Annotated in this window: 24 protein-coding genes and 3 tRNA genes; 13 read left to right on the top strand and 14 right to left on the bottom strand. The window is 66.6% G+C overall.

Annotated features, from left to right (window positions below; translation table 11 throughout):
* Nucleotides 1-5: 5 nt before the first annotated feature.
* Genes AB6807_RS03485 through AB6807_RS03460 form a run of 6 tightly spaced genes read left to right on the top strand, consistent with a single transcriptional unit; the run spans nt 6 to nt 3,414 of the window.
* A complete protein-coding gene (locus AB6807_RS03485) occupies nt 6-2,051 on the top strand; it encodes a ParB/RepB/Spo0J family partition protein (RefSeq protein WP_371083500.1) in 2,046 nt (681 codons plus the stop codon).
* Entirely contained in the window at nt 2,048-2,257 is a 210-nt protein-coding gene (locus AB6807_RS03480; RefSeq protein WP_371083499.1) for a hypothetical protein, read from the top strand. The genes AB6807_RS03485 and AB6807_RS03480 overlap by 4 nt, the downstream gene beginning before the upstream one ends.
* On the top strand, nt 2,254-2,670 hold the full coding sequence (locus AB6807_RS03475) for a hypothetical protein (protein WP_371083498.1): 417 nt from the start codon (nt 2,254-2,256) through the stop codon (nt 2,668-2,670). The genes AB6807_RS03480 and AB6807_RS03475 overlap by 4 nt, the downstream gene beginning before the upstream one ends.
* Nucleotides 2,667-2,933 (top strand): hypothetical protein, encoded by a 267-nt coding sequence (locus tag AB6807_RS03470; RefSeq protein WP_371083497.1) that lies wholly within the window; start codon nt 2,667-2,669, stop codon nt 2,931-2,933. Before AB6807_RS03475 ends, AB6807_RS03470 begins: the two co-directional genes overlap by 4 nt.
* On the top strand, nt 2,930-3,160 hold the full coding sequence (locus AB6807_RS03465) for a hypothetical protein (protein WP_371083496.1): 231 nt from the start codon (nt 2,930-2,932) through the stop codon (nt 3,158-3,160). The genes AB6807_RS03470 and AB6807_RS03465 overlap by 4 nt, the downstream gene beginning before the upstream one ends.
* A complete protein-coding gene (locus tag AB6807_RS03460; RefSeq protein WP_371083495.1) occupies nt 3,157-3,414 on the top strand; it encodes a helix-turn-helix domain-containing protein in 258 nt (85 codons plus the stop codon). Before AB6807_RS03465 ends, AB6807_RS03460 begins: the two co-directional genes overlap by 4 nt.
* On the opposite strand, the gene AB6807_RS03455 is transcribed toward AB6807_RS03460, so the two are convergent.
* The 7 genes from AB6807_RS03455 to tig form a co-directional block, all read right to left on the bottom strand.
* Nucleotides 3,411-4,538 carry a site-specific integrase gene (locus AB6807_RS03455; protein WP_371083494.1) on the bottom strand — a complete coding sequence of 376 codons (1,128 nt, stop codon included), beginning with the start codon at nt 4,536-4,538 and terminating at the stop codon, nt 3,411-3,413. The genes AB6807_RS03460 and AB6807_RS03455 overlap by 4 nt on opposite strands.
* 181 nt (nt 4,539-4,719) lie before the next feature.
* A tRNA-Cys gene (locus AB6807_RS03450) sits at nt 4,720-4,793 on the bottom strand.
* Between the two features lie 63 nt (nt 4,794-4,856).
* Nucleotides 4,857-4,932, bottom strand: a tRNA-Gly gene (locus tag AB6807_RS03445).
* A 58-nt stretch (nt 4,933-4,990) separates the two neighbouring features.
* Nucleotides 4,991-7,432 (bottom strand): endopeptidase La, encoded by a 2,442-nt coding sequence (gene lon, locus AB6807_RS03440; RefSeq protein ID WP_371083493.1) that lies wholly within the window; start codon nt 7,430-7,432, stop codon nt 4,991-4,993.
* A gap of 23 nt (nt 7,433-7,455) precedes the next feature.
* Nucleotides 7,456-8,721: an ATP-dependent Clp protease ATP-binding subunit ClpX gene (gene clpX / locus AB6807_RS03435; protein ID WP_093129807.1), complete on the bottom strand. Its 1,266-nt coding sequence runs from the start codon at nt 8,719-8,721 to the stop codon at nt 7,456-7,458.
* A gap of 147 nt (nt 8,722-8,868) precedes the next feature.
* Nucleotides 8,869-9,477 (bottom strand): ATP-dependent Clp endopeptidase proteolytic subunit ClpP, encoded by a 609-nt coding sequence (gene clpP / locus AB6807_RS03430; RefSeq protein ID WP_093129806.1) that lies wholly within the window; start codon nt 9,475-9,477, stop codon nt 8,869-8,871.
* A gap of 116 nt (nt 9,478-9,593) precedes the next feature.
* Nucleotides 9,594-10,910, bottom strand: a complete 1,317-nt coding sequence (gene tig / locus AB6807_RS03425) for a trigger factor (RefSeq protein ID WP_116908827.1) — start codon at nt 10,908-10,910, stop codon at nt 9,594-9,596.
* A gap of 268 nt (nt 10,911-11,178) precedes the next feature.
* Between tig and AB6807_RS03420 the strand changes: the two genes are divergently transcribed.
* The gene (locus tag AB6807_RS03420) at nt 11,179-12,147 is read left to right on the top strand and encodes a hypothetical protein (RefSeq protein ID WP_371083492.1); all 969 of its coding nucleotides are present in this window, start codon (nt 11,179-11,181) and stop codon (nt 12,145-12,147) included.
* 111 nt (nt 12,148-12,258) lie between these two features.
* On the opposite strand, the gene AB6807_RS03415 is transcribed toward AB6807_RS03420, so the two are convergent.
* From AB6807_RS03415 to AB6807_RS03400, 4 genes are all read right to left on the bottom strand, one after another.
* Nucleotides 12,259-12,345, bottom strand: a tRNA-Leu gene (locus tag AB6807_RS03415).
* Nucleotides 12,346-12,446: 101 nt separating this feature from the next.
* A complete protein-coding gene (locus AB6807_RS03410) occupies nt 12,447-15,671 on the bottom strand; it encodes an efflux RND transporter permease subunit (RefSeq protein ID WP_371083491.1) in 3,225 nt (1,074 codons plus the stop codon).
* Nucleotides 15,668-16,885, bottom strand: a complete 1,218-nt coding sequence (locus AB6807_RS03405; RefSeq protein ID WP_371083490.1) for an efflux RND transporter periplasmic adaptor subunit — start codon at nt 16,883-16,885, stop codon at nt 15,668-15,670. The genes AB6807_RS03410 and AB6807_RS03405 overlap by 4 nt, the downstream gene beginning before the upstream one ends.
* 129 nt (nt 16,886-17,014) lie before the next feature.
* Nucleotides 17,015-18,859: a potassium transporter Kup gene (locus tag AB6807_RS03400; protein WP_371084145.1), complete on the bottom strand. Its 1,845-nt coding sequence runs from the start codon at nt 18,857-18,859 to the stop codon at nt 17,015-17,017.
* 150 nt (nt 18,860-19,009) lie between these two features.
* On the opposite strand from AB6807_RS03400, the gene hpnC reads away from it, so the two are divergent.
* From hpnC to AB6807_RS03380, 4 genes are all read left to right on the top strand, one after another.
* The gene (gene hpnC / locus AB6807_RS03395) at nt 19,010-19,927 is read left to right on the top strand and encodes a squalene synthase HpnC (protein WP_371083489.1); all 918 of its coding nucleotides are present in this window, start codon (nt 19,010-19,012) and stop codon (nt 19,925-19,927) included.
* Nucleotides 19,924-20,763, top strand: a complete 840-nt coding sequence (gene hpnD, locus AB6807_RS03390; protein ID WP_116908822.1) for a presqualene diphosphate synthase HpnD — start codon at nt 19,924-19,926, stop codon at nt 20,761-20,763. Before hpnC ends, hpnD begins: the two co-directional genes overlap by 4 nt.
* 96 nt (nt 20,764-20,859) lie before the next feature.
* Nucleotides 20,860-22,116: a hydroxysqualene dehydroxylase HpnE gene (hpnE, locus tag AB6807_RS03385; protein WP_371083488.1), complete on the top strand. Its 1,257-nt coding sequence runs from the start codon at nt 20,860-20,862 to the stop codon at nt 22,114-22,116.
* A 10-nt stretch (nt 22,117-22,126) separates the two neighbouring features.
* A complete protein-coding gene (locus AB6807_RS03380; protein ID WP_371083487.1) occupies nt 22,127-22,435 on the top strand; it encodes a hypothetical protein in 309 nt (102 codons plus the stop codon).
* A 48-nt stretch (nt 22,436-22,483) separates the two neighbouring features.
* On the opposite strand, the gene AB6807_RS03375 is transcribed toward AB6807_RS03380, so the two are convergent.
* Nucleotides 22,484-23,125 carry a LysE family translocator gene (locus tag AB6807_RS03375; protein WP_116908819.1) on the bottom strand — a complete coding sequence of 214 codons (642 nt, stop codon included), beginning with the start codon at nt 23,123-23,125 and terminating at the stop codon, nt 22,484-22,486.
* Between the two features lie 128 nt (nt 23,126-23,253).
* On the opposite strand from AB6807_RS03375, the gene AB6807_RS03370 reads away from it, so the two are divergent.
* The gene (locus tag AB6807_RS03370; protein ID WP_371083486.1) at nt 23,254-23,559 is read left to right on the top strand and encodes an NIPSNAP family protein; all 306 of its coding nucleotides are present in this window, start codon (nt 23,254-23,256) and stop codon (nt 23,557-23,559) included.
* Between the two features lie 19 nt (nt 23,560-23,578).
* On the opposite strand, the gene AB6807_RS03365 is transcribed toward AB6807_RS03370, so the two are convergent.
* A complete protein-coding gene (locus AB6807_RS03365; protein ID WP_116908817.1) occupies nt 23,579-24,310 on the bottom strand; it encodes an HAD family hydrolase in 732 nt (243 codons plus the stop codon).
* 40 nt (nt 24,311-24,350) lie between these two features.
* On the opposite strand from AB6807_RS03365, the gene hemH reads away from it, so the two are divergent.
* Nucleotides 24,351-25,421 (top strand): ferrochelatase, encoded by a 1,071-nt coding sequence (hemH, locus tag AB6807_RS03360; RefSeq protein ID WP_371084144.1) that lies wholly within the window; start codon nt 24,351-24,353, stop codon nt 25,419-25,421.
* A 49-nt stretch (nt 25,422-25,470) separates the two neighbouring features.
* On the opposite strand, the gene AB6807_RS03355 is transcribed toward hemH, so the two are convergent.
* Nucleotides 25,471-26,046: a thioredoxin family protein gene (locus AB6807_RS03355; RefSeq protein ID WP_371083485.1), complete on the bottom strand. Its 576-nt coding sequence runs from the start codon at nt 26,044-26,046 to the stop codon at nt 25,471-25,473.
* Nucleotides 26,047-26,186: the final 140 nt, after the last annotated feature.

Below are 26,186 nucleotides of genomic sequence, written 5' to 3'. Positions count from 1 at the left end.
ATCCCATGGCAACGAAAGCAAAGGTCGACTGGATCGGCAAACGCGTCCGCATCAACGGCGAGCTGCTGGACCGCATCGGCGATCCGCACCTGCAGGCCGGCAAAGAGGGAACGGTGCTCAGCCGGAACCCCACCGGCAGCCTCGTGGTGGACTGCGAAGGTTCCCCGCTGGTGCTGCATCCCGACGACCTGGTCGTCATCGTCGAGGGCCCACGCGGCGAGGGCATCCACACCGCGGAGTCGAGCAACATTGCGCTGCTCAACGTACGGGAGATTCAGCCCTCGCCCTTCAACCCGCGCACGGAATTCCCTGCGGAGAGCGAAGAAGAGCTTGTTGCCTCGATCCGCGCGGTAGGGGTCATGCAGCCCATCCTCGTGCGCCCCATCACCATGCCGCTCGACCCAGGCGTCATCACCCATTACGAGATCATTTTCGGGCATCGTCGCTTTCGGGCAGCGCAACGCGCTGGCTTGGGCCAGATACCGGCCATGGTGCGCCCGCTCCCCGATAAGCTGAGTGCACAGCTGCAGCAGATCGAGAACCTGCATCGGGAGGATCTGGATGCGATCGACGAGGCCAAGGGCTTCGCGGCCTACATCGCTGAGCACAAGGTCACCAAGGACGAACTCGCCACGCAGATCGGCAAGAGCCGCACACACGTATACAACCGGCTCAAGCTGGCCACGCTGGGTCCGGCCGGCGCCAAGGCTTACCGCGAAGGCAAGATCACCGCGGTGGTGGCCACGCTCATCGCGCGCGTCGACGGCGAGAAGCACCAGGCGAAGGCGCTCGAACTCGCGCTCGAGCACGAAAGCGGCTACGGTGAGAAGCGCTCGTTCCGTCGCATCCGTGAAGATCTGGCCGGCAAGTTCGCGACAGCCCTCAAGGATGCGAAGTGGGCGCTCGACGACGCTGAGCTGGTGCCGCTGGCTGGCGCGTGCACCACGTGCCCGAAGCGCAGCGGCGCCTCCCCAGAGCTTTACAGCGACTTCATCCGCACGGAGAGGAACCACTACGGCTACGGCGACGGCACGCCCAGCGGTGAAAACGTGTGCACGGACATCGACTGCTACGCGGCGAAGAAGACCGCCCACCTCAAGCGCGAGCAGGATGCGCTCGAGGCGAAGGGGAAGACGGTCGTCGCAGGCAACAAGGCACGTGCCGCGATCGATGCGCAGGGCAACTTGAAGGGGGCATTCATTGCCCTGAAGGATGTGAAGGACGCGCTCGGTGAAGCCGCAAAGGTCAAGCAGAAGGGCGCAAAGGCCGCCGCGGTAAACATTGCCGTTGTAACGATCCAAGACCCGCGCACCGGCAAGACGGTGGAGGCCGTCAAGCGCGAGGACCTCAAGGCCGCCGGCGTGAAAGTCAAGGAAACGCCGAAGCAGGCCAGTTGGGAAGAGCAGCAAAAGGCGCGACACGAAGCCCACAAAAAGGAGGAAGTGACGCGCACAGCGCAGCACGGATTGCACCTCCGCATCCTCGAGCAGGTACGTGCCGCGTCCACCGGCGTAGCGCTCGACACATGGTTCCTTCAGCGCGTTGCGCGTTTGGCATTGGAGGGCGTCGAGTACCGGTCGCGCGGGACTTTGTGCGACCTGTACCAGGCGAAGAACAGCGACGGCCTCGCGAAGCGAATCGGATCGATGGCAGATGCGGACCTTCGCAAGCTGCTGATCGACTGCGTGCTGATTGATCAGGTGCACGTGTGGGGGAACAAGCCCGAATCTCTTTTCGTCGCTGCAAAGCACCTCGGCGTGAACGTGGGAGCCATCATCAGCGGGGAGCTGGCCACGCCTCCGGCCGATGAAGCCGCAAATGCAAAAAAATCGACCTCCCCGCCTGCGGCGCAGAGGCTACGCGCGAGCACGGCTGTCGCGAAGAAGCCAGCTCGAGCAGCCCAAGCTGCAGATACAGGCGCGCTGCGCGCGGAAGACGGGGACAAGGACCAGGCGCCTCGCGGCGCAGATGAAGAGGAAGGCGCGGCACTTGCCGCGCGGGGTCTCCACCCACAGTCCGCTTGGCCGTTTCCGAAGGGAGCAGCGCCATGAGCACCCAGCTGCCTGATCTGCCGATTCCTGCCCTGCGCATCCAGGGGAACGACCTTTACAACAGCAAGCAGCTGCTGCAGTACGCGATGGATGCTCTCGCAAAACAAGTCAGCGACGGCGGTCACTGCAAACGCGAGGGTGGCTGTGTCTGTGCCGGCTCGTCCCCCTTCGCGCGCGAACGCTGCGGCTACTGGGAGAAGCAATGAGCCATAGCCGCACTGCCCGCCGACCGCGCCGGACCTCGCTCAATCCGATCTCGCTGGCTAGGAACAACGCGACGCGCCCCACGGCCGTCGACCTGCTGCAGGACGCCGCCCGCTCTCTTCGCGAAGGCGTGGCCACAGAGCACGAGTGGTCGACGGTCGCGCGGGCGATCGTGGTCGCGCAAAGCCTGGAACGCCGTGGCATCGTGCGCGGCCTGGGGGAGCATCTGCACAGCGCCGCCATCGCCCTGCAGGAGATCGGCCGGCGGGCGATGGATGCCGGCGTGTGGAACGCCACGCCGCTGCACCTGCTCGAGCTCGATGTGATCTCGACCGCAATCGAATTGCACGAGCTGCAGCTGCAGCAGATCGGCGCGCATGTGGAAGTCGACCAGGCGCAGGGAGCAATGGCATGACGCAAGGCACCCCATGGAGCGCGATCGCCGACAAATGGACCCGTACGTCCACCGGCGGCGTCCGCAACGTTGGCGAACTCATCAGCGGTGTACAGGTCGACAAGTTCTTCGTGCCGCCGGCGCGACCAGGCGGCAGCGGCCGCTGGTGCGTAGTGCTGCAGGATGGCCGCACCTTCGAGCGGTACGACTGCTATGTCGAATGGTCGCCTCACGGCTGGAATCCGAGTTCCTGCCGGCGCGAAGACGCGGAGCGGCCAGCATGACCCATACCTGCCACGCCGAAGGCTGCAACAAGGCCGTGCCTCCGAAGTTCCTGATGTGCGGCAAGCACTGGGCTATGGTGCCGATGACGCAGCAGCGAGAGATCTGGCGGCAGTACCGTCCAGGCCAAGAGGTCGACAAGCGACCGTCGGCGGAATACTTGCGCGTGATGAAGATCGCCATTGACCTGGTCGCCCGGGCCGAAGGCCAGCAAGGAAGCCTGCTATGAGCGAAGACATCCTCAACAAAGACCAAGTCGCGCAGCTGCTTGATTGCGAGCCGTCGACGGTCGAGGAGAAAGCCCGCAACCACGAGCTGCCCGCGGTGAAGATTGGTCGCAGTTGGCTGTTCCCCCGCCAGGCGCTGATGCAGCGGCTCAACGAGATGGCGCTGGCCAGGCCCGAGACCACTCGGCCGCAGGGAATCATCAAACAGAACACCAAGCGACGCGGCCCGCCCGCACTGCCGCCACTGCCCAACTAGAGCAGGCGGTCCGCAAGGTCCTCGCCTCGCAACGAGGCGTAGCGCAGCATCATCTTGGTGTCGGTCCAACCCATGATCTTGCAGATCTCAATCTCATTGAAGATCCAGCCGCGATCACCCTTTAGCGTCATCCAGCGGCAGCACGCCTCGTGGCGTAGGTCGTGCTCTGTGAAGTTCGGCACCATTGCGTAGGCGAACAAGGATCTGAAGCGTGCCGACAGACGCGACGTGCACGTGGCCAAGTCCGCCGGCGTACCGTCCCAGAACGGGAAAATCAGCCCCGTTCGCCCGTCGCACCATTCGACAAGCTTCGCGCGCAGCTCGCGCTTCAGGGGGACCGCGCGTGGCTTCGCTGCGCCGTGGTGCCCCTTGCTGCCTTCGATCCTCAGCAGCCCGCGGGCAACGTCCAGCTGGTCGACGCGCAGTCGGTACGCCTCACGAAGTCGCAGCCCCGTATCGATGATCAGCGAGAACAGCAGGTCGAAGGCCGAATCGTCGCCCCAAGGGCGTTCCTTGTCGGGCCGCTTCACGCCGGCGAGGGCCGCACGCACCGCAGTCTCGTCGTCTGCCGACATGCGCACGTCGCGTGCAATGTCTCGAACGGACCCGTCAGCGTACTGACTGTACCCGCGGGGCAGCAGCGTCACCACGTTCACGGGCGGCTGCTGGCCTTCTTTGGTCGTGGAGCGGTGGTACCACGCGACCACCTTGGAAAGCGCGCCCACGCGCTTCCTGATCGTTCCTGGCGCCATCTTCTTCTCTCGGGTCTTGTAGCCCTCGATCAGCTGGTTGACCCGTTGGAATGTGATGCCCGACATGCGCACGCCTGGCAACTCGCTGGCCAGCAGCGTGAGCGTTGGCCTCTCCGTCGGCGCCACGCGCGTATTCGGGTCGTTCTCGTAGTTGCGCATGACTTCGAGCAGCAGCGGCGACGTCGGCCCAGGCCCTTGCGTCGCCTCGAGCAGCTCGATCGGCACCACGCCGCGCTCTAGCCAAGCGTCGAGGGTCTTGGCGTAGTTGTTCGCCTCCGCCTCGTCATCGAAGGTGTGAAAGAACGGCTTCTCGAGGAGGTGGTGCTTTACGCGCAGCTGAAACTTGTTGCCGCGCTTCTGGACAGAGGACACATCGGGCTCCAGTAGAAGCGCGGATCGTACTGGCTTTGACGGATAAAACAGTCCGTCGGCGGGTAGCAGATCAACTAATTTTGGGTAGCAACGAACCAAAAACGAGCTGAAACGAGGCCGGAAACAAAAATGCCCCGGAGTGTCCGAGGCATGTAACCTGTTGATTTAACAGGAGAATTGGTGGAGGCGCGACCCGGAGTCGAACCGGGCTACACGGATTTGCAATCCGTTGCATAACCGCTTTGCTATCGCGCCACGCAGAAATACGAAATCGAACTAGCGAAAAAAAGGGAAGCTGGCGCTTCCCTTTTTCAAAACTGGAGCGGGAAAAGAGTCTCGAACTCTCGACCTCAACCTTGGCAAGGTTGCGCTCTACCAACTGAGCTATTCCCGCGTTTCGAGCCTCGAATTATATACCAATATTTCGAGGCTTCTCAAACTTTCTCTATCGATCAGTGCTTCACCGAGCCTTCGGAAGCGGGAGCCCCCGCCCGCTGCTTGGCCAGCTCGGCCACGGCAGCGGCCGATGCGGCCACTTCTTCGTCGGACAGCGGCACAGGCATCTTCTCGAGCGCAATCTCGAGCACCTTGTCGATCCACTTCACCGGCACGATCTCGAGGCCGTTCTTCACGTTCTCGGGAATGTCCTGCAGGTCCTTGGCGTTCTCTTCCGGGATCAGCACGGTCTTGATGCCGCCGCGCAGTGCGGCCAGCAGCTTTTCCTTCAGCCCGCCGATGGCCGTCACCTCGCCGCGCAGCGTGATTTCGCCGGTCATCGCGACGTCGCTGCGCACGGGAATGCCCGTGAGCGCCGACACGAAGGCCGTCGTCATCGCCGCGCCCGCGCTCGGGCCGTCCTTGGGCGTGGCGCCGTCGGGCACGTGGATGTGGATGTCACGCTTCTCGAACACCTCGTCCTTGATGCCCAGGCGGCGCGAGCGGCTGCGCACAACCGTGCGCGCGGCCTCGACCGATTCCTTCATCACGTCGCCCAGCGAACCGGTGCGGCTGATCACGCCCTTGCCGGGCATGGTGACCGCCTCGATCGTCAGCAGGTCGCCGCCAACTTCCGTCCACGCCAGACCGACCACCTGGCCGACCTGGTTCTGCTTTTCCGCGAGGCCGAAGCTGTACTTGCGCACGCCCAGGAACTCGTTGAGGTTGGCACCGTCGACGGTCACCTTCGGTTTCAGTTGCTTGAGCAACAGGCCCTTCACCACCTTGCGGCAGATCTTCGAGAGTTCGCGCTCCAGCGAACGCACGCCGGCTTCACGCGTGTAGTAACGCACGATGTCGCGCACGGCCTCTTCGGTGACGAGCAGCTCTTCTTGCTTGACGCCGTTGTTCGTCATCTGCTTGGGCAGCAGGTACTTGATCGCGATGTTGGTCTTCTCGTCCTCGGTGTAGCCCGAGAGGCGAATGACTTCCATGCGGTCCAGCAGCGCCGGCGGGATGTTCATCGAATTCGAGGTGGCGACGAACATGACGTCGCTCAGGTCGAAGTCGACTTCCACGTAGTGGTCGCCGAAGGTGTGGTTCTGCTCGGGGTCGAGCACTTCGAGCAGCGCGCTCGAAGGATCGCCACGGAAGTCCGTGCCCAGCTTGTCGATTTCGTCGAGCAGGAACAGCGGGTTGCGCGTGCCGATCTTGCTCAGCCCCTGCAGCACCTTGCCCGGCAGCGCGCCGATGTAGGTGCGGCGGTGGCCGCGAATTTCGGCTTCGTCGCGCATGCCGCCCAGCGCCATGCGGGTGTACTTGCGGCCGGTCGCCTTGGCGATCGACTGCCCCAGCGAGGTCTTGCCGACACCCGGCGGGCCCACAAGGCACAGGATGGGTGCCTTCACCTTGTCGACGCGTTGCTGCACCGCGAGATATTCAAGGATGCGGTCCTTGACCTTCTCGAGGCCGTAGTGGTCGGCGTTGAGCACGGCTTCGGCATTGGCCAGGTCGTGCTTGATCTTGGTCTTCTTGCTCCAGGGCAGCGCAATCAGCACGTCGATGTAGTTGCGCACCACGGTCGCTTCGGCCGACATGGGCGACATGAGCTTGAGCTTCTTCAGCTCGCCCTCGGCCTTCTTCAGGCCTTCCTTGGACATCTTGGCGAGCTTGATCTTCTTCTCGATCTCCTCGATGTCCGCGCCCTCTTCGCCTTCGCCGAGCTCCTTCTGGATGGCCTTGACCTGCTCGTTCAAATAGAAGTCGCGCTGGTTCTTTTCCATCTGGCGCTTCACGCGGCCACGGATCTTCTTGTCGACGTTCAGGATGTCGACTTCGCGCTCGAGCTGGCCGAACAGGTTTTCCAGGCGCGCCTTGACGTCGTCGAGGTCGAGCACGGCCTGCTTGTTGTCGAGCTTGAGCGGCAGGTGCGCGGCGATGGTGTCCGCCAGGCGGCCCGGATCGTCGATGCTCGAGATCGAGGTGAGGATCTCGGGCGGGATCTTCTTGTTCAGCTTGACGTACTGGTCGAACTGCTGCATCACCGCGCGGCGCAGCGCCTCGACCTCGGTGCCCTTCTCGCCGCCTTCGGACACCGCCACGGGCGTCACGTTGGCCGAGAAGTGGGTCTCGCCGTCATCGATGCGGTTCACGCGGGCGCGCTGCTGGCCTTCGACCAGCACCTTGACGGTGCCGTCGGGCAGCTTGAGCATCTGCAGGATGGTCGAGACGCAACCGACCTCGAACATGTCCTCGACCGAGGGCTCGTCCTTGGCGGCGGCTTTCTGGGCCACCAGCATGATGCGGCGCTCCGCTTCCATGGCCAGTTCGAGCGCCTTGATGCTCTTGGGGCGACCCACGAACAGCGGGATCACCATGTGGGGAAACACCACGACGTCGCGCAGCGGCAGCAGCGGCAGGTCGAGTGCTTCGGGAGGCAATGGGGTGTGGCCAGACATGCAGATCCTTCGCGTCTTTGGCTTTAGGCCTTTTTCGCCGCTTCGCGGTACACGAGCAGCGGGGGCTTGTTTTCGTCGATGGTCGATTCCTCGACCACCACCTTGTCGACATTGGTCGCGTTCGGCAATTCGAACATGGTGTCGATCAGCGACTGTTCAAGGATCGAACGCAGGCCGCGTGCACCGGTCTTGCGTGCCAGCGCCTTGCGAGCGATCGCCTTGAGCGCCGCGGGGCGAATCTCGAGGTCCACGCCTTCCATCTGCAGCAGCTTGGTGAACTGCTTCACCACGGCGTTCTTGGGCTCGGTCAGGATCTGGACCAGCGCGTCCTCGCTGAGTTCGGCGAGCGACGCAACCACCGGCATCCGGCCCACCAGCTCGGGGATCAGGCCGAACTTGATCAGGTCTTCGGGCTCGACTTCGCGGAACACCTCGGTGATGCTACGTTGCGCCTTGCTCTTCACCGCGGCGCCGAAGCCGATGCCCGAGGCCTCGGTGCGGTTTTCGATGACCTTCTCGAGGCCCGCGAACGCACCACCGCAGATGAACAGGATGTTGGTCGTGTCGATCTGCAGGAAGTCCTGGTTCGGGTGCTTGCGCCCGCCCTGGGGCGGCACGCTGGCCATGGTGCCTTCGATGAGCTTCAGCAGCGCCTGCTGAACGCCCTCGCCCGACACGTCGCGCGTGATCGAGGGGTTGTCGGACTTGCGCGAGATCTTGTCGATTTCGTCGATGTAGACGATGCCGCGCTGGGCGCGCTCGACTTCGTAGTTGCAGCTTTGCAGCAGCTTCTGGATGATGTTCTCGACGTCCTCGCCCACGTAGCCGGCTTCGGTCAGCGTGGTGGCGTCGGCCATCACGAAGGGAACGTCGAGCATGCGCGCCAGCGTTTGCGCCAGCAGCGTCTTGCCCGAGCCCGTGGGGCCGATCAGCAGGATGTTGCTCTTGCTGAGCTCCACGTCCTCGCCTTTGGCCTTTTCCTTGTGGCGCAGGCGCTTGTAGTGGTTGTAGACCGCCACCGACAGCATGCGCTTGGCCGGCTCCTGGCCGATCACGTAGTTGTCGAGGTTGGTCTTGATCTCCAGCGGCGTCGGGAGGTCGCTGCGCGCGTCGCGCGCTTCTTCGCCCGCGGGGAGTTCGTCGCGGATGATCTCGTTGCAGAGGTCGATGCACTCGTCGCAGATGAAGACCGAAGGGCCCGCGATCAGCTTCTTGACCTCATGCTGGCTCTTGCCGCAGAACGAGCAATAAAGCGTTTTTTCGCTGGAAGAGCCTTTTTTTTCGGCCATGGACTTTTGCCTCGTGACAGGGTGTGGACAATGATAACGAAAGAAAAACGGCGTTTCCCGTGTGGAAAACGCCGTTTTTTGCCATTTGGCGCCATCGGCGCCGGGCGATCTCAACCGCGTTGGCGGCCCGTGGCCACCCGGGCGGGTTTAACCGCGCTTGGCCACGACCTGGTCGACCAGCCCGTAGTCCTTGGCTTCGTCGGCGGTCAGGAAGTAGTCGCGCTCGGTGTCCGACTTGACCTTTTCCAGCGGCTGGCCGGTGCGTTCGGCCAGGATGCGGTTCATCTGGTCCTTGGTGCGCAGGATGTCGCGCGCATGGATCTCGATGTCGGTGGCCTGGCCGCGTGCGCCGCCCAGCACCTGGTGGATCATGATCTTCGAGTTGGGCAGCGAGAAGCGCTTGCCCTTTTCGCCGGCCGCCAGCAGGAAGGCGCCCATGCTGGCCGCGAAGCCCAGACACATGGTCGACACGTCGGGCTTGATGAACTGCATGGTGTCGTAGATCGCCATGCCGGCGCTCACGCTGCCGCCCGGGGAGTTGATGTAGAACGAAATGTCCTTGTCCGGGTTTTCGCTCTCGAGGAACAGCAACTGCGCCACCACGAGGTTGGCCGTCTGGTCGTTCACCTCGCCCACCAGGAAGATGATGCGCTCCTTGAGAAGGCGCGAGTAGATGTCATAAGACCGCTCGCCGCGGCCCGATTGCTCGATGACCATCGGAACCATGCCGAGGCCTTGAATTTCGTTTGCGATCATGAATTTTCTCTCCGGAAGATGGGATCGTTCACTGCTTTGTGCACTGTACGCCTGAGTGAAATGGGGCTCGTGCCGCAAAGCACAAGCCCCATTGGCGTCGCGGGCGGCTTGGAGAATCAGCCTTGCTGCTGCGCCATCAGTTCGTCGAACGACACCGACTTCTCGTTGACCTTGGCCTTGCCCAGGACGAAGTCGGTCACGTTGTTCTCGATGACCACGGCCTCGACTTCGGCCAGGCGGTTGTTGTCGCTGAAGTACCAGCGCACCACGTCGGCCGGCTTTTCGTAGCTGGCGGCCAGCTCGTCGATATGGGCCTTGATCTGCTCGGGCTTGGCCTGCAGGTCGTTGGCACGCACCAGCTCGGCGACCACAAGGCCCAGGCGCACGCGGCGCTCGGCTTGCGGGCGGAACACTTCGTCGGGAATCGGTGCCTTGTCGGCGTCCTTGATGCCGCGTTGCTTCAGCTCGGCGCGGGCGCCTTCGACCATGCGGCTGACTTCCGACTGCACGCTGGCGTTCGGCAGGTCAAGCTCGGCGTTGGCGACCAGGGCGTCCATCACGGCGTTCTTGTTGCGCGCCAGCAGGCGAAACTTCACTTCGCGCTCGAGGTTGCGCTTGATGTCGGCGCGCAGGCCTTCCACCGTGGCTTCGGCGATGCCGAGCGACTTGGCGAGCTGTTCGTTGACTTCGGGCAGGTGCGAGGCTTCGATCTTCTTCACGGTGACCAGGAAGTCGGCTTGCTTGCCGGCCACGTCCTTGCCATGGTAGTCAGCGGGGAACGACAGGGGGAAGGTGCGGCTGTCGCCCGACTTCATGCCGCGCACGGCGTCTTCGAATTCCTTGAGCATCTGGCCTTCGCCGACGATGAACTGGAAGTCTTCGGCCTTGCCGCCCTGGAAGGGCTCGCCGTCGATCTTGCCTTCGAAGTCGACGGTCACGCGGTCGTCGTCTTGCGCGACGGCGTCTTGCGCGCGCTGGGCGAAGGTGCGGCGTTGCTTGCGCAGGATGTCCAGCGTCTTGTCGATGGCGTCGTCGCCCACTTCGGCCGAGAGCTTCTCGACTTCAGCGCCAGCCAGGTCGTTGATCTTGACTTCGGGGAACACTTCGAACACCGCGTCGAACGCCAGCTCGCCTTCGGGAGACTCTTCTTTTTCGGTGATGCGGGGCTGGCCGGCCACGCGCAGCTTGGCTTCGTTGGCGGCTTGCGAGAAGGCTTCGCCGACCTTGTCGTTCATGACTTCGTAGTGCACCGAGTAGCCATAGCGCTGGGCCACGACGTTCATCGGCACCTTGCCGGGACGGAAGCCGTCCATCTTGACGGTGCGCGCGAGCTTCTTGAGGCGCGAATCGACTTCGTTCTGGATGGTGCCGACCGGCAGGGTCAGCGTGATCTTGCGTTCGAGCTTCTCGAGAGTTTCAACGGTCACGGTCATGATGTCTTCCTGGTAAGGGGGCTGGTGCGCGGGGCCTGCATCTTTTTTTATCAATACAGATCAAGGACTTACACGCGCTGGCGGGATTTATGCGGAGGCACACGTGTGCCGCCTGCAAAACTGGGCAACCTGCGATTCTAATCTGGCGGAAAAGCGGGTTTTCACGGGGTCTCGCCGTGTCGCCGGCGGCGGTCAGGTTTGGCCAATATTGCGCGCCTAGAGTGGATCCATACCGTCCTGACGCGCAGGACTGCAGAGGAGATTTTTCATGCTTCAGCGACTGTTCACCGCCCTCGCCTTCACCCTCGTCGTGGCATTCGGCATGCCTTCGCTCGCACAGGCGAAGACCGACGCGCCCGCCTCGGGCGATCCCACCATCCAGCAGATCTACGACGCCGCGAACGGCGGCAAGATGGCCGACGCCGACGCGATGATCGCCAAGGTGCTGAAGGACCACCCCAACAGCGCCAAGGCCCATTTCGTGCAGGCGGAGTTGCTTGCCGCCCAAGGCAAGCTCGACGGCGCCCGGAGCGCGCTGGCCAAGGCCAAGGAACTGGCGCCCGACCTCTCGTTCGCCAAGCCCGAAGCGGTCGAACGGTTGACGACCAAGCTCGACTGGCCCACGGCCTCCCCCGCCCGAACCGAGCCGACCCGCGCCAGCACACCCGCAGCCGCACCCGTTCAGACGCAAGCCAGGACCGGCTCCATCCCCTGGCTGCCGATCGCGCTGGTCGGGCTGCTGGCCGTGGGCTACCTCGCTTTCCGCCGCCGGGTAGCCCCGCCCGCCGCCCCGGCGCAGTCGTACGCACCTCAACCAGGCACGTACGGTGCACCCGGCGCACCCGCTGCACCCGTTACGCCCGGCGGCTACCCGAGCTACGGCCCCGGCGGCGGCAGCTGGATGCCCGCAGCGCCTCCCGCGGCCGCGCCAGGCATGGGCGGCCTAGGCTCCGCGCTGGCCACCGGCGCGGCAGTGGGCGTGGGCGCGATCGTGGCGCAAGAGGCCGTGCGCCACTGGATGCACGACCGCTCCGACACCGGCATCAACAACACCACCGAGCGCAACGACGCGTCCCACATCAACGACAGCGGCAACGCCGACATGGGCCGCAGCCTGTGGCCGTCGTCTTCGCCCCAGGAGCCCGAGCGCATCGTGGACAACGACTTCGGCATCACCGACACGAGTTCGTGGGACGACGGGGGCAGCGGCGGCGGCAGCGACAACAACGACTGGTAAGCGCCGCCAACACCGCGCACGCTGCACGTACCGGCCAAAGAAAAAGCCCCCGTCTCTTTCGAAACGGGGGCTTCTTCACTGCGCGATAGAACAGGCTATGTAGCAGAGGGCTGGTGCGCGGGGCCGGACTCGAACCGGCACGTTCTTGCGAACGTCAGGACCTAAACCTGGTGCGTCTACCAATTTCGCCACCCGCGCGATGCCAATCTTTCAGGTGAATGCAAAAGCGGACGGCCCCTTTGCGCCATGAGGTTGCATGGGCCAAAGACCATCCGCTTGAAATCGGTCAGCTTTCAATTTTAAACACTAATCGGGGCCACTTTCGGCGCCGGCGATGCGGGCGACGTCTTTGGTTCGTCCGGTTCACGCTTGACGCGGAACGCCGCCGCGTACATCGCCGGCAAGGCGAGCAGCGTGAGCACCGTCGCCACGATCAGCCCGCCCATGATCGCCACCGCCATCGGGCCCCAGAACACGCTGCGCGACAGCGGAATCATCGCCAGCACGGCAGCCGCCGCGGTCAGCACGATCGGCCTCAGCCGCCGCACGGCGGACTCGACGATCGCGTCCCACGCCGGCACGCCCGCCGCGCGGTCGAGCTCGATCTGGTCGATCAGGATCACCGCGTTGCGCTGGATCATGCCCATCAGCGCGATCACGCCCAGCAGCGCGACGAAGCCGAAGGGCCGGTTCAGCAGCAGCAGCGCACCGGCCACGCCGGCGATGCCCATCGGCCCGGTGATGAACACCAGCAGCGAGCGGCTGAAGCTGTGCAGCTGCAGCATCAGCAAGGTGAACACCAGGAACAGCATGATCGGCACGCCCGCCACGATGGAGGCCGAGCCCTTGCTGCTTTCCTCCGCCGCGCCCGCCACCTCGATGCGGTAGCCGCCCTGCCCGGCCGCGGCCCAGCCGGCTTCCACCTCGCGCAGCTTCGGCAGCAGCTGCGTCGTCACCGTGGCGCCCTGCAGGCCCTCGATGACGTCGCCCTGCACCGTGATGGCGTAGTCGCGGTTTTCGCGCCACATCACGCCCGGCTCCCAGGTGAACACCGGCTTGGCGATCTGCGTGAGCGGAATCGAACGGCCCGAGCTCGTCGGGATGTAGGCGTTGCCGATGTCCGAGATGGCCTGGCGCTCGTCGGGCGCCTGGCGCAGCACGATGTCGATCAGCTGGTCGTTCTCGCGGTACTGGCCCACGGTGGTGCCGCTGAACATCGTCTTCGACGCCTGCGCGATGGCCTGGCTGGTCACGCCCAGCGCGCGCGCCTTGGCCTGGTCGATCTCCAGGCGAATGACCTTCACCGACTCGTTCCAGTTGTCGTTCACGCCGCGCATGTTGGCGTTGTCGCGCAGCACGGCCTTCACCTCGTCGGCATGGCCGCGCAGCAGCGCCGGGTCGGGCCCGATCACGCGGAACTGCACCGGGTAGGCCACCGGCGGCCCGTTGGGCAGCAGCTTGACGCGGCCACGCACCTCGGGGAACTCCTGCGCCAGCAGCTGCGGCAGCTTCAGGCGCAGAGTTTCGCGCACCTTCAGGTCCTTGGCCAGCACGATGAGCTGCGACACGTTGGTCTGCGGGAACACCTGGTCCAGCGGCAGGTAGAAGCGCGGCACGCCCGAGCCGATCCAGGTGCTGACGGTCTTCACGCCCTGTTCCTGCATGAAGCGCTGCTCCACGCGCTTTGCCACCTCTTCGTTGGCCGCGAACGAGGTGCCTTCGGGGAACCAGATGTCCACCAGGATTTCCGGCCGGCTCGAGTCCGGGAAGAACTGCTGCTGCACCTTGCCCATGCCCACGATGCCCAGCGCGAAGATCAGCACCGTGGCGCCGATGGTCGTCCAGCGGTGCGCCACGCACCAGTTCACCGTGCGGCGAAAGGCGTTGTAGAAGGCCGAGTCGAAGAGTTCGTGCGGCGGCGCCTCGGGAGCCGACGGGTCATGCGGCTCCTGCGAAGCCGCGTGCGGCTTCACCTTCAGCAGCAGCGTGCCCAGGTAGGGCACGAAGTACACCGACACGATCCACGACAGCACCAGCGCGATCACCGTCACCGCGAAGATCGCGAAGGTGTACTCGCCCGTCACCGACTTGGCCAGCCCGATGGGCAGGAAACCCGCCGCCGTGATGAGCGTGCCCGTGAGCATCGGCTTGGCTGTCACGTCGTAGGCGTAGGTGGCGGCGCGGGCCTTGTCGTAGCCCTCTTCCATCTTTCGCACCATCATCTCGACCGCGATGATCGCGTCGTCCACCAGCAGGCCGAGCGCGATGATGAGCGAGCCCAGCGATATCTTGTGCAGCCCGATGCCGAAGTAGTTCATGGCCAGGAAGGTCACGGCCAGCACCAGCGGAATGGTGATCGCCACCACCAGCCCCGGCCGCACGTCGATGTACCAGCCGAAGCGCCCGCCCTTGTGCAGCCCGAGCGAGATGATGCTCACCGCCAGCACGATGGCCACGGCCTCGATCAGCACGCCGACGAACTCGTTCACCGAGCTCGCCACCGACACCGGCTGGTCTTGCACCTGCGCCAGCTTCACGCCGGCCGGCAGGCGCTGGTCGATGGTGGCCGTGGTGGCCTTCAGCGCCTTGCCCAGCGCGATGATGTCGCCGCCCTTGGCCATGGACACGCCCAGCGCGATCACTTCCTTGCCCTGGTGGTGCACCTTCACGGCCGGCGGGTCGACGTAGCCGCGGCGAATGTCCGCGATGTCGCCCAGCTTCAGCTGGTTGCCCGAGCTGCCGCGAATGGGCATGTCGCGCAGCTGGTCGACGCTGGTGAACTGGCCCGCCACGCGCACCTGCACCACGTCTTGCGGCGACTGGATGGTGCCCGCGCTCTCGATGGCGTTCTGCGAGCCCAGCTGCGAGAGCACCGCGTTGAAATCGAGCCCCAGCTGCGCCAGGCGCTTCTGCGAGATCTCGATGTAGACCTTCTCGTCCTGCACGCCGAACTGGTCGACCTTGGCCACGTCCTTCACGCGCAGCAGCTGCTGGCGCACGTCGTCGGCCAGCGTCTTGAGCTCGGCGTAGCTGAAGCCTTCGCTCTCCAGCGCGTAGATCACGCCGTACACGTCGCCGAAGTCGTCATTGAAGAACGGGCCCTGCACGCCGGCCGGCAAGGTGGCGCGCATGTCGCCGATCTTCTTGCGCACCGTGTACCAGACGTTGGCCACCTCGGCGGACTTCGACGAGTCCTTGATGTTGAAGATGATCTGCGACTCGCCGGGCTTCGAATAGCTGCGGATCTTGTCGGCGTACGGCGCCTCCTGCAGCGTGCGCTCCAGCTTGTCGGTGACCTGCTCGGCCACCTGCTGCGCCGTGGCGCCGGGCCAGTAGGTGCGCACGACCATCGCGCGAAAGGTGAAAGGCGGGTCTTCGTCCTGGCCGAGCTGGAAGTACGCGAAGGCACCCAGCACCATCAGCACCACCATCAGGTAGCGCGTGAGGGGCGCGTGGTCGAGCGCCCATTTGGAGAGGTTGAAACCGGCGGGCTTGTCGTGGGGGTCTGCTGCGCCGCCGCTCATTTGGAGGCACCCGCTGCGGCCGGAGCGATTTCCTTCTGCGTTGCGGCAACGGCGGAAACGGGCTGCGCCGACTCCTTCGCACCGGCGACGGCGGCGGCATTGGCGGCCGCCGCGGCCGCCTCCTTCGACTGGTAGATGGTGACCTTCTGCCCCGGCGACAGCACATGCACGCCGGCCGCCACGACCATCATGCCGGGCGCGATGCCCGAGGCGATGACGGCTTCATTGCCGTCGGCGGTGGCCACCTGCACCGGCTGCGATCGCACGGTCATGCTCGCCTTGTCGAGCACCCACACGGCCGAGCCCTTGCCTTCCTGGCGCAGCGCGCTGGTCGGCAGCTTCATCACCGCGGTGCTGGCATGGGCCAGCGCCTGCGGGCGGGCATACACCGTGGCGCCCAGCGGCGGCGAGGTGGCCGCGTCGATGGCCACCTTGACCGAGTACGTGCGCGTGACCGCGTCGGCGCTGGCCGCCACTTCGCGCACCTGGCCCTGCAGCTCGCTGCCGCCCGACCAGCCGCGCACGGCGACGGGCGAGCCGGTCTTGATGAGCGTGGCGCGGTCTTCGGGTACCGCGAACACCACGTCGCGCGCGCCGTCCTGCGCAATGCGAACCACCGGCGTGCCGGCCTGCACCACCTGGCCCGGCTCGGCCTCGATGGCGGTGATGACGCCGGCCACGTCGGCCACCAGCGTCGTGTAGTTGGCCTGGTTGCCCTGCGAGGCGAGCTGCGCCTGCGCCTGTTCGAGCTGGGCCTGCGCGGCCTTCCAGGTGGTTTCGCGGCGCTCGAGCTCGGCGCCGCTGATGAAGTTCTGCTGGCGAAGCTCGGCGTAGCGCTTCAGGTCGGCGGCGGCCAGGTCGCGGTTGGTGAGCGCGGCGGCCTGCTGGGCGCGCGCGGCGTCGGCGGCGAGCTTGTAGTCCTGCGGGTCGAGCTGGGCCAGCACTTGGCCGGCCTGCACGCGCTGGCCGAGCTCGGCCTGGCGCCGGGTGATCTTGCCCGCCACGCGAAAGCCCAGGCGGGACTCGACGCGCGCGCGCACCTCGGCCGAGAACTCGGGTTGGGCATCGAAATCGCTGGTGCCCACGGTCACGAACTTGACCGCGCGAACAGGCTCCTCCGCCACGGGTTTCGGCGAACAGCCGGCCAGGACAATGGCGGGAAGCAGCAGCCAGGCGGCGCTGCGGGCACGAGAAAAAACGGCGGAGGCGGTCATGAGACACCCTAGGGAGGACGAACCAGGTCATTACTGACCCACTGGTTAGTAATCTAGGGTAAACGTTAAACACTGTCAATGACCCGCCGGTCACTAGGCGCACGCCCGCGCCTCGAAAACGCGCTGGCGCTAGGTGCGCTGCCCCATCTCCACCAGCCGGTTGTCGGGCAACTCGAAGTAGTCCGACGCCCGCCCCGCGTTGCGCTGCAGCCAGCCGAACAGCGCGCGCCGTATCGGGTTGAGCCCCGGCAGGTTCTCCTCGCCCACCGAGGCGCGCGAGACGAAGTACGAGGTCTTCATCGAGTCGATGGCCAGCGTTTTCTGGTACGCCAGGATGCGGATGAACTCCGGCACGTCGGGCCGCTCCATGAAGCCGTGGCGCGCGGTGACCACCCAGATGCCCTCCATCAGCTGCTCGGCCTCGATGCGGATGCGCGCGTCCACGCGCGGCGTGTCGCAGGGCAGCACGCGCAGCACGATGACCTGCTCGTGCAGCACCTGGTTGTGCTTGAGGTTGTGCAGCAGCGCGTGCGGCACCGCCGTGGCGTCGGGGTTCAGGAACACCGCCGTGCCGCTCACCCGGTGCGGCATGTGCAGCGCCAGCGATTCGATGAAGGGGCGCAGCGGCAGGCTCTCGGCCGCCGCGGCCTCCAGCCCCAGCCGGCGGCCCTTGGCCCAGGTGGTGAAGAGCACCATCACCCCGGCCGCGACGGCCAGCGTGAGCCAGCCACCCTCGGCGACCTTCAGGCTGTTGGCGACCACGAAGGTCAGGTCGACCACCGCGAAGGCGGCCACGCCCACCACCACCGCCACCTTGTTCCAGCGCCACAGCCCCCAGGCCACGATGCCGGCCAGCAGCGTGGTCGTGACCATGGTGATTGACACTGCGATGCCGTACGCCGCCGACAGCGCGCCCGAGCTGCGGAAGCCCAGCACCAGCAGCAGCACGCCCACCATCAGCAGCCAGTTGACGGCTGGCACGTAGATCTGCCCGATGGCCGTGCCCGAGGTCTGGATCACCCGCATGCGCGGCAGGTAGCCCATGCGCATGGCGTGCGCCGTGAGCGAGAACGCGCCCGAGATCACCGCCTGCGACGCGATCACCGTCGCCATGGCGGCCAGCACCACCATCGGCAGCACGCCCCATGACGGAAACAGCCGGAAGAACGGGTTGTCGATGGCCGCCGGGTTGCCCAGCACCAGCGCGCCCTGCCCGAAGTAGTTCAGCACCAGCCCCGGCAGCGCGATGAAGATCCAGGCCAGCCGGATCGGCTTGGCACCGAAATGCCCCATGTCGGCGTACAGCGCCTCGCCGCCCGTGAACGCCAGGAACACCGCGCCCAGCACCGCCAGCGACTGCGCCCGGTGCTCGAACAGGAAGCCCACGGCCCGGCGCGGGTCGAGCGCCGCCAGCACCTGCGGCTGCTGCAAGATCTGCCATAGCCCGGCCGCCGCCAGCACCAGGAACCACAGCAGCATGATCGGCCCGAACACCTTCCCAACCACGCCCGTGCCCTTCTTCTGCACCGCGAACAGCGCCACCAAAATCACCACGGTGATCGGCAGCACCGCGCGCTGCAGCATCGGCGCCTGCACCTCCAGGCCCTCGACCGCCGACAGCACCGAAATGGCCGGCGTGATCAGGCTGTCGCCGTAGAACATGGCCGCGCCCACCAGGCCCAGCATGCCGATCACGTTCCACACCCACGGCTTGGTCTTCGGCCCGGCGACCGCGCTGCGGGCCAGCGCCTGCAGCGCCAGGATGCCGCCTTCGCCGTCGTGGTCGGCGCGCAGCACGAACACCACGTACTTCAGCGTCACCACGAACATCAACCCCCAGAAGATCAGCGACAGCAGCCCCAGCACCGAATCGGGCGAGAACGGAATGCCGTGCTCGGGGTTCATCGTCTCCTTGAAGGCATAGAGCGGCGAGGTGCCGATGTCGCCGAAGACCACGCCCAGGGCCGCGATCATGAGCGTGGGCCCCGCCGGATGTGCCGCCTCGCCGTACGCGGGAACCTGGGACCCTGGGGCCGGAGCGGATGCTTTCATGAAGCGGGAGTTCGTAGTGGCGACGCTGCGAGCATAGTGCGGGGGCATGGCGTGGTGGCGGACAATCGTGGCGTGTCCGCCACTCCCCCCCACCTCGCCGCCCCGCCGGCCCACTACGAGAACTTTCCGGTCGCCTCGTGGCTGTGCCCGCCGCACCTGCGCCCGCCCATCGCCGCGATCTACCACTTCGCGCGCACCGCGGACGACATTGCCGACGAAGGCGATGCCTCCCCCGACGAACGCCTGGCCCAGCTGCGCGCCTACCGTGAAGAACTCGCTGTAGCGGCGCGAGGCGAGGCGACGCCCTCCTCACGCTGGCCCCAGGTGTTCGGCCCGCTCGCCCACAGCATCGCGCAGTACGGGCTGCCCGAAGCCCTGCTGGCCGACCTGCTGAGCGCCTTCATGCAGGACATCGAGAAAACCCGCGACCGCGGCACTTACGCCGACCGCGCCGAGCTGCTCGACTACTGCCGCCGCTCGGCCAACCCCATCGGCCGGTTGCTGCTGCACCTGTACGGCGTGCACGACGCGCAGGCGCTCGCGCAGAGCGACGCCATCTGCAGCGCGTTGCAGCTCATCAATTTCTGGCAGGACCCCAGCGTCGACCTGCCGCGCGGGCGCTTCTACTTTCCGCTGACCGATTGCGGCCGGCGTGGCCTGACGCCCGAGAACTTCAAGGTGTTCGCGCCGCTCTCGCGCGCCGAGCCGCCGCAGGAGGCCATCAACCTGGTTTCGGTGCTGTCGCACTGGGCCCGCGAGCTCATGACCGAGGGCGCGCCGCTGGTGCACCGGCTGCCGGGCCGCATGGGCTGGGAGCTGCGCCTGGTGGTGCAGGGCGGCCTGCGCATCCTCGACAAGATCGACGACCTGGGCTTCGACACCTTCTCGCAGCGCCCCACCATCGGCAAGTTCGACGCGCCCGTCTTGCTCTGGAATGCCCTGCGGATGCGGAGACAATGGCGGCCCATGAAAGCAGCGCCTCCCCGATGACCCCCGAGCAATACGTGCAAGACAAGGCCGCCGCCTCGGGCAGCAGTTTCTACTACGCCTTCCTGTTTCTTCCCAAGCCGAGGCGCGCGGCGATCACGGCGTTCTATGCCTTCTGCCGCGAGGTCGACGACGTGGTCGACGAGGTGACCGACCCCGGCGTGGCCGCCACCAAGCTCGCCTGGTGGCGCACCGAGGTCGCCCAGGCCTTTGCCGGCACCCCGCGCCACCCGGTGATGCAGGCGCTGATGCCGCACGCCGCGGCCTACGGCATCGAGGCGCGCCAGCTGCTCGAAGTGATCGACGGCTGCCAGATGGACCTGGACCAGACCCGCTACCTCGACTTTCCCGGCCTTGCGCGCTACTGCCACCTGGTGGCCGGCGTCGTCGGCGAAGTCGCGGCGCGCATCTTCGGCCAGACCGAGGCGCAGACCACCACCTACGCGCACAAGCTGGGCCTGGCGCTGCAGCTGACAAACATCCTGCGCGACGTGGGCGAAGACGCATTGCGCGGGCGCATCTACCTGCCGGTGAACGAGCTGCAGAAGTTCGACGTGAAGGCGCACGAAATACTGAACCGCGTGCATTCCGAGCGCTTCGTCGCGCTGATGAAGTTCCAGGCCGAGCGCGCGCACGCCGCGTACGACGAAGCCTTGTCCCTGCTCCCCCTGGCCGACCGCCGCGCGCAGAAGCCCGGCCTGATGATGGCCAGCATCTACCGCACGCTGCTGCGCGAGATCGAGCGCGACGACTTCCAGGTGCTGAACCAGCGCGTGAGCCTGACGCCGGTGCGCAAGCTGTGGCTGGCGTGGAAGGTGCAGGCGCTGGGGCGCATATGAACGGCACCCGCGCCTTCTCTTGCCTCGCCGCCCTCCGGGGCAGGGTTGGAGCGACGGCAATCGCGCTCGCCGGGCTCCCGGCCTGACCCGCCGGCCATGAAACTCGCCGTCATCGGCGCCGGCTGGGCCGGCCTCGCCTGCGCCATCGAAGCCACGCGCCTCGGCCATGCCGTCACCCTGTACGAGGCCGCCCCCACGCTTGGCGGCCGCGCCCGGCGCGTCGACCACATGCACGGCATGGCGCTGGACAACGGCCAGCACATCCTCATCGGCGCGTACACCGCCACGCTGAAGCTCATGCGCGACGTCGGCGTCGATGTCGACGCCGTGCTGCTGCGCCTGCCGCTCTCGCTGCGCTTCGCCGATGGCGGCGGGCTCAAGCTGCCGCGCCTGCCCGCGCCGCTCGACCTGCTGGCGGGCATCTTCACGGCGCACGGCTGGACGTGGCGCGACAAGTCGTCGCTGCTGCGCACGGCGGTGGGCTGGCGGCTGGCGGGTTTTCGCTGCGCCGCAGAAACCAGCGTTGCCGACCTGTGCACCGGCCTCTCGCCGCGGGTGATGCGGGAGCTGATCGAGCCGCTGTGCGTCTCGGCGCTGAACACGCCCGTCGGCCAGTCGAGCGGCCAGGTTTTCTTGCGCGTGCTGAACGACGCGCTCTTCAGCGGCAGCGGCGGCGCCGACCTGCTGCTGCCACGCGCCGACCTGGGCGCCCTGCTGCCCGATGCGGCCGTTCGGTGGCTGGCGGCGCATGGCGCGGCCGTGCGCATCGGCCACCGCGTGCGCGCGATCTCGCCCGAGGCGGGTTCATGGCGCGTGGACGAAGAAAGCTTCGACCAGGCCGTGCTGGCCTGCGCACCGTGGGACGCCGCACGGCTGGTCCGCGCGTCAGGCCTGCCGGCCGATGCCTGGTGCGCCACCACCGAAGCGCTGCGCTTCGAAGCCATCGCCACGGTCTACGTGCGCGGCGCCACGCCGCTGGCCGAACCCATGCTCGCGCTGCGCAGCAACCCGGCCACGGCGCCCGCGCAGTTCGCGTTCGACAAGGGACAGCTCTGCGGCCTGCACGGCGTGCTCGCCATGGTCGTCAGCGCCAACGAAACATCGCGCGAGCTGCTGGAAGAACAGGTCATCGCGCAAGCCGCCGAGCAACTGGGCCAGACGACGCTGCAGCTCGTGCAGACCGTGGTCGAGAAGCGCGCCACCTTCGCCTGCACACCCGGGCTGGCGCGCCCGCCCGCCGCCATCGCCCCGGGCCTGCAGGCCTGCGGCGACTACACCGAAGGCCCCTACCCCGCCACGCTCGAAGGCGCGGTGCTCAGCGGGCTGGCCGCCGCCAAGGCATTGACGGCATAAGACGATCTCCATGACCACCGAACTGCGTTACCTGGATTTCGACTACAGCGAAGACACCGAAGGCCACGGCACCTTCGACGCGATGGCCTCGACCCCGCCCGAGAAGTCGCCCAAGGTGCAGGCCGAGATCGCCCGGGTGCTGGCCTGGGCCGAAGCCGCCTTCCCCGGTGCACGCGGTGCCCTCGACGAAGGCGCGGCGTGGGACTTCGACCTGCAGCAAACGCGCGAGGACAACCCGCGCTTCGACACCTTCACGCTCTCGCTGAGCGGCACCGAAGACTTCTGCGCGGCCATGCGCGAGCAGTTCGCGCTGGACTGAAACGGAAAGCGGAAAGCGGAAGGCGACCGGAAGGCGCCCCGAGAACGATCAGGCCGTCTTGTTGCGCAGGCGCAGCAGGCTCAGCCCCAGCAGCACGAACGCACCACCCGACAGCTTGTTGAACAGCCGCGTGCGGCGCGGGTCGGCCAGCTGCTTGCGCAGCAGCCGCGCCAGCAGCACGTAGAACGCATGCGACAGCACCGAGGCGGTCGCGAAGGTGGTCGTCAGCACCACGAACTGCATGGCCAGCGGCGCGTCCTGCGTGAGGAACTGCGGGAACAGCGCCGAGAAGAAAAGAATGCCCTTGGGGTTGGTCAGCGCCACCGTCAGGCCGTGGCCGAACAGGCGCCAGCTCGAACGCGGCGAGCCCGCCACCGACGAGCCCTGCACGTCGGCGAACACGCTGCCCTGGCTGCGCCACTGCTTGACGCCCAGGTAGATCAGGTAGGCCGCGCCCGCCACCTTCAGCACCATGAAGGCATGGGCCGAGGTCGACAGCACCACCCCAAGCCCCGCCATGGCGGCGGCCGACACCATGAACAGCCCCGTCGCGTTGCCCAGCGAACTGATCATGGCGCGGCGCGGGCCGACCGACATCGAGTTCGACACGGCGAGCAGCACCGCGGGGCCGGGCGTGAACGCGACGAGCAGGGTCACGCCGCAGAAGAGGAGCCAGTTGGAGAAGTGCACTTGGGGTTTCCTGCGCGCCGCGGCGCCGCTAGAGAGTGGGGCTGAAACTATAGTCAGCCCGGCGGATCGCCGCAGCGAGCCGCCTCATTAACCCCCAAAAAGCCTCAACCCCAAAGCCGAAGCAACCCATGGTCACCTGCTACCTGCGCTACATCGTCGACGCCTACAAGCTCAAGGAATTCGAGCACTACGGCAAGCTCTGGATTCCGCTGGTCGAGAAGTTCGGCGGCCAGCACCACGGCTACTTCCTGCCCTCGGAAGGCACCAACAACGTGGCGCTGGCGATGTTCACCTTTCCCAGCCTCGCGGCCTACGAGAAGTACCGCGCCGACTCGATGAACGACGCCGACTGCCAGGCCGCGTTCCGCTATGCGGAAGAAACCCGCTGCATCGTGAGCTACGAGCGCAGCTTCTTCCGGCCTGTGTTCAGCTGAGCGCCGCCCAGCAGATCGTTCAGGCGCCCAGCGCCACGCACAGCGCGTGCAGGTTGGGCACGATGAGTTGCGGGCGCGCGTCGTGCGTCCAGGGGCGCTCGTCGCGCACCAGCCATGCGGTCTGCATGCCGGCGTTGAGCGCGCCGACCACGTCCAGCTCCGCGTCGTCGCCCACGTGCAGCACGTCCTTGGGCAGCAGGCCGACCGAGGCGGCCGCGGCCCGGAAGATGGGCGCGTGCGGCTTGCCGCTGCCGAAGGCACGCGCATTGAAGGCGGTGCGAAACCAGCGGCCCACGCCGGTCTTGTGGATGTCGGCGTTGCCGTTGGACACCGCCACCAGCGGATAGCGTTCGCTGAGCCACTTCAGCGCCGGCAGCGCGTCGTCGTACAGGGTCACGCGCTGGCGCTCTTCGAAGAAAGCCTCGAAGGCCGGGTCGGCCAGCGCCGGGTCTTCGCCCGCGCGCCGCAGCGCGGTGCGTATCGATTCACGGCGCAGCGCGCTCAGGTCGTGCGCCAGGTCGGAGCGCTCCTTGGCGGTGGCCTCGCGCAGTTCGCGCAGGATGCCGGGGGTCAGCAGCAGCGACGCCGTCTTGGGCGCCTCGCGCAGCAGCCAGGCCTGCAGCACGCCCTCGGCGCGTTCGATGGTCGGCCAGATCGGCCACAGGGTGTCGTCGAGGTCCAGCGTGATCGCGCTGATGCGTTTCACATCGAGCGGCACGAAGCCCGTCGACGCAGGGGGAGCGAAAGTCATGCCCGAGAATATCGCAATGCCTTTTATCCCCGAGACCGCCCTGCCCGGTAACCCTGCACCAGCGTCTGCACCGACGCCTGCGCCGACACGTGTGCCCGCACCTGCGTTCGCGCAAAGCCCGCGCACCGCCGTGCTCTGGTGCAACCTGGGCTCGCCCGACGCGCCCACCGCCGCGGCCGTGCGCCCCTACCTCGCGGACTTTCTCGGCGACCCGCGCGTGGTCGAGATTCCGCGGGCGATCTGGGCGCTGATCCTGCACGGCATCATCCTGCGCACGCGGCCCGCCAAGTCGGCCGCCAAGTACGCCAGCGTCTGGACGCCCGAGGGCTCGCCGCTGAAAGTCTTCACGCAAAAGCAGGCCACGCTGCTGGCCGGCTGGCTCGGGGAGCGCGGCCACCGCGTGGCGGTGCGCGACGCCATGCGCTACGCCAACCCGTCCATCGCCTCGCGCCTCGATGCATTGCAGGCCGAAGGCGCCACGCGCGTGCTGGTGCTGCAGGCCTACCCGCAGTACTCGGCCACCACCACGGCCAGCGTGATCGACGCGGTGAACGACTGGAGCCGCAAGCAGCGCCGCCTGCCGGAGTTCCGCTTCGTCAACGACTACCACGACGACCCCGCCTACATCGACGCGCTGGCCCAGGGCATCGAGAAGCACTGGAAGACCGAGGGCCGCGGCGAGGTGCTGCTGATGAGCTTCCACGGCATTCCCGCGCGCAACATCGCGCTGGGCGACCCCTACCAGGCGCAGTGCCTGCAGACCGCGCGCCTGCTCGCGGCACGGCTGGGCCTGTCGGCCGCGCAGCACCGCGTGACCTTCCAGTCGCGCTTCGGCCGCGCCAAGTGGCTGGAGCCCTACACCGAGCCCACGCTGCGCGAGCTCGGCGCGTCGGGCGTGAAGCGCGTCGACGTGGTGTGCCCGGGCTTTCCGGCCGACTGCCTGGAGACGCTGGAAGAAATCGCCATGGAAGGCCGAGAGGCCTTCATGCACGCCGGCGGCCAGGCGTTCAGCTACATCCCCTGCCTGAACGACAGCCCGGCATGGATCACTGCGCTCGCGGGCATCGCCGAGCGCAACCTGGCCGGCTGGCCCACGCAGGCGGCGCAATAGACGCGACCTGCGCCCGAATGCATCAGCTGCTTCAGGCACATCAGGTACATCAGGTCGCTGACTTGCGCGCCAGCAACGCCTCGATGGCCGCTTCCATCTCGGCGTACTCCCCTTCGCCGAAATGCTGACGCATCACCTGGCCCTTGCTGTCGACCAGGTAGAACGCCGGCCAGTACTGGTTGTCGTAGGCCTTCCAGGTCGCGAAGCTGTTGTCCTGCGCCACCGGGTAGCGGATGTGGAAGCGCTCGATGGCGTCCTGCACATTGCGCGTGAGCTTCTCGTAGGCGAACTCGGGCGAATGCACGCCCACCACGGTAAAGCCCTGGTCCTTGTACTTCTCGTGCCAGCGCACCACGTGCGGCAGCGTGCGGATGCAGTTGATGCACGAGTAGGTCCAGAAATCGACCAGCACCACCTGCCCGGCCAGCGCCTTCAACGTGAGCGGCTCCGAGTTGAGCCACTTGTCGATGCCGGCGAATTCCGGCGCCTTGCCGTAGTCGCGCAGCCCCGGCGACGCGGCGGCGAATGCGCTGCGCACCGGCCAGCCACCACCGGCGGCCGCGGCGAGCGCGGACGCTCCGGCGGCGAGCCCCGAGAACGCCCTTCTGGACAACATCGTCTTCATGATCGCAACCCCGTTCGTGTCAGACCGACAGCGGTCAGGGCGCGATTGTTGGCGGCGCACGCGGGGCGTGCGCATGTGTCACGGCAATTTGAAGTCTGTCACGGTGCCGTGACTGGGAACGTGATGGCGCCGTGACCCCA

This window comes from Variovorax sp. RCC_210 (assembly GCF_041355175.1).
Taxonomy (GTDB): domain Bacteria; phylum Pseudomonadota; class Gammaproteobacteria; order Burkholderiales; family Burkholderiaceae_C; genus Variovorax.
The sequence above is the reverse complement of the archived record's forward strand: the minus strand, read 5'-3'. Positions and strand labels throughout refer to the sequence as shown.